The organism is Methyloceanibacter sp., from assembly GCF_051306395.1.
GTDB lineage: Bacteria > Pseudomonadota > Alphaproteobacteria > Rhizobiales > Methyloligellaceae > Methyloceanibacter.
In genome coordinates this window covers 1-2,447 of the sequence record NZ_JBPPND010000161.1, presented here as the reverse complement: position 1 = coordinate 2,447, position 2,447 = coordinate 1, and the positions used below count along the sequence as shown (strand labels likewise).

Below are 2,447 nucleotides of genomic sequence, written 5' to 3'. Positions count from 1 at the left end.
ATCGTTTTCTGTGAAAAAGCGAGCGCGTGACCGTGGCGGAAGCGTCACAAAACGGCGGTTCGCGGGGGACTCACAGCCGAGGATGAAGGAGAGTTTGTGATGGCGCCAATGATGCGGCTGGTCCTTGGGCTTGGCGTGCTTGTTCTCATTCTCGCGGCAGTCGCGCTGGGGCTGCCGGCGCATGTGAAGGTGGCGCGGTCGGTGGTGATCAACGCGCCCGAATACGCCATTTATCCCTATCTCAACAATCTGCGCCGGTTTCCGGAATGGTCGCCTTGGGCGGCCCGCGATCCTAATATGAAGATGACCTATTCAGGCCCGCCCGAAGGCAAGGGGGCCAAGGTCGAGTGGGAGAGTGAGGTGCCGTCCGTCGGCGATGGCAGCCTGCAGATCGTCGAGACCGAACAGTCCCGCAGCGTGGATCTCGCCGCGAATATCAACGGTCTCAACGGCGCGAGCTCTTATCAGCTCACCCCTGACGGTTCCGGCAGCAAGGTCACCTGGACCTTCGGCTACGAGACGGGTTCGAGCCCGATCAAGCGTTGGAAAGGACTGATGCTCGACGGCTTTATCGGCGCCGAGTACCTGAAGGGGCTTCAGAATCTGAGGGCGAAAGTGGAGGGCGATCGGGCTCCGGCCGCGCGTCCCATCATCGTGCCGCCGCAAGCTGTCGCCCCGGCCGCTCCTGAAGACGGCCAGCCATCTGCCGGCGGGGAGTCGGTCGTTCCCGCGACGCCGGCGCAAGGCGCGCAGCAGCAGGCCGCACCGGCTCAGGCGGACACGCCGCCGCCACCGCAGCGCTAGCAAACATAGAGATTAGAGCTTCCGCTGTTCTTCCGCAGGCTTCGGCGCGGCGTCCGGCTCGCCTTGGGTCGCCTGCATGATCAGGTTCTCGAGCGGGCCGCACTGGAAAAGCGCCGCTTCGCCGCCGAAGCGTTCGGCCTCGCTCGCGGCGAGATGCGGATCGACCACCCGGCGCCCGGTGACCTGGTAGACGCAGGTCGCGCCGTCTGCGGCCGTGAAGGTGATGCTGTCGCCGATGGTCACGCCGCTCAGGGTCACGTCGCTCAGGGCCACGTCGCCCTGCACCTGATCGCTCTTCGCCTTCTGGGTCTTGACGCGCGCGGTGCGGTCCGGCGCGGGCGAGGTGGATCCAGCAACGCCGGCCGTCTCGCGGCGCATCGCGGCGCTCAGGCCGAGCCGTGGCACACTGGCCGACGGCGCGAGAGACATGCTCACGGAGAGATCCTCCCACGGCCAGCGGGCCGGGGTCGATTGGTCGGCGAGCACCTGGTTCCAGACGCTCTGGCGCAGCGCTTGCGCGAGCCCGTCCTCGCCGAGCGAGGGCAGCACGTTCGCGAGCTGGACGCCGCCGACCGCAAGACCAACCGCGCCAACGGCTCCTAACCACGCCTTGCGCGTCGCGCGCCGGCGAAGAGATAGGAGGAGGAGCTGCACCGACCCCCGTAACGGCATCAGATCCTCCTCCCGATCCGCCGCGGGGAGGCATTGTCGCGGCGGTAGTGACGCCACATGAGCAGCGTCACTGAGCTTAGGAAGATGAGCAAAAAGACGAACATTGCGATTTGTCCTGTCTTACCGTTCCGGGCCGATGGCTCGACGCCTGAGACTTTCGCTGTCTCCTGCGGTTTCGCCACGCCCCCTGCCGCGGTGCTTGCCGGCGCCGACTCGGAGGTCCCGAGTGCGGTGTCGGCTTGCGGCGGCGGTGCCGGAATCGGTTCAGCTGCTGCAACCCGCGTTCCCGCAACTCTGGGAAGAGCTTGCGGGGCGGCGGATGGGTCGAACGCGAGCTGGCGCCGACCCGGAGCTGTAGCCCTGAGCGTTCCGGCTGCGGGGCGTCCGTAGACTTTATCATAGACCCAGCCGTCTGGAAGGTTCAGGGGGACTTTCGCAGTGGTAACAACTTTGCCATCAGGGCGGGAATCCACAGAATCCACGGCCACGAGGCTTGTCTGGCTCGACACTAGATAATGCCGGAGGGCCACCTGCTCGATGGCGTCATCAGGGGTTTTTGGGCCGATAGAGCTCGAAAGGGCGACGACGGCCGCGATCACGGCAAGAACGGGCAAGATCGCCAGGGGCTTGAGAAAGCCTGGAGCAACAGGTCGCGATGTCATCGACTGCCCTCGGTGCTCGGCACGAGGGTCAATGCAGCACGTCAATTGGGCGCGGGCGTAACCGTAATGTGGCCCGGGACCGGGTGTTCTCGCCATATGTGTGGCGGGAATGGGGAGGGACCGGCGGAACCTGCAAACGGATCGACGCGTTACGGGCTTGCATCAACGACAACTCATTGATGAAGCCGCCCGCCCCCTGGGCGGCCTCTACCCCCGTTTATCCAAATTCAGGAGGACGATATGGCGAAAATGAAAAATCTTGAGGACCTGTTCCTGCATCACCTCAAGGACGTCTACTACGCCGAGAAG

2 protein-coding genes are annotated in these 2,447 nt (G+C 65.0%); one reads left to right on the top strand and one right to left on the bottom strand.

Annotated elements, in window-relative coordinates:
* Positions 1–99 precede the first annotated feature (99 nt).
* Complete coding sequence (locus ACSLE4_RS08315) at positions 100–804, top strand: SRPBCC family protein (protein ID WP_435903996.1); 705 nt, start codon at positions 100–102, stop codon at positions 802–804.
* A 12-nt stretch (positions 805–816) separates the two neighbouring features.
* On the opposite strand, the gene ACSLE4_RS08310 is transcribed toward ACSLE4_RS08315, so the two are convergent.
* Complete coding sequence (locus ACSLE4_RS08310) at positions 817–1,476, bottom strand: hypothetical protein (RefSeq protein WP_435903995.1); 660 nt, start codon at positions 1,474–1,476, stop codon at positions 817–819.
* Between the last annotated feature and the right edge of the window lie 971 nt (positions 1,477–2,447).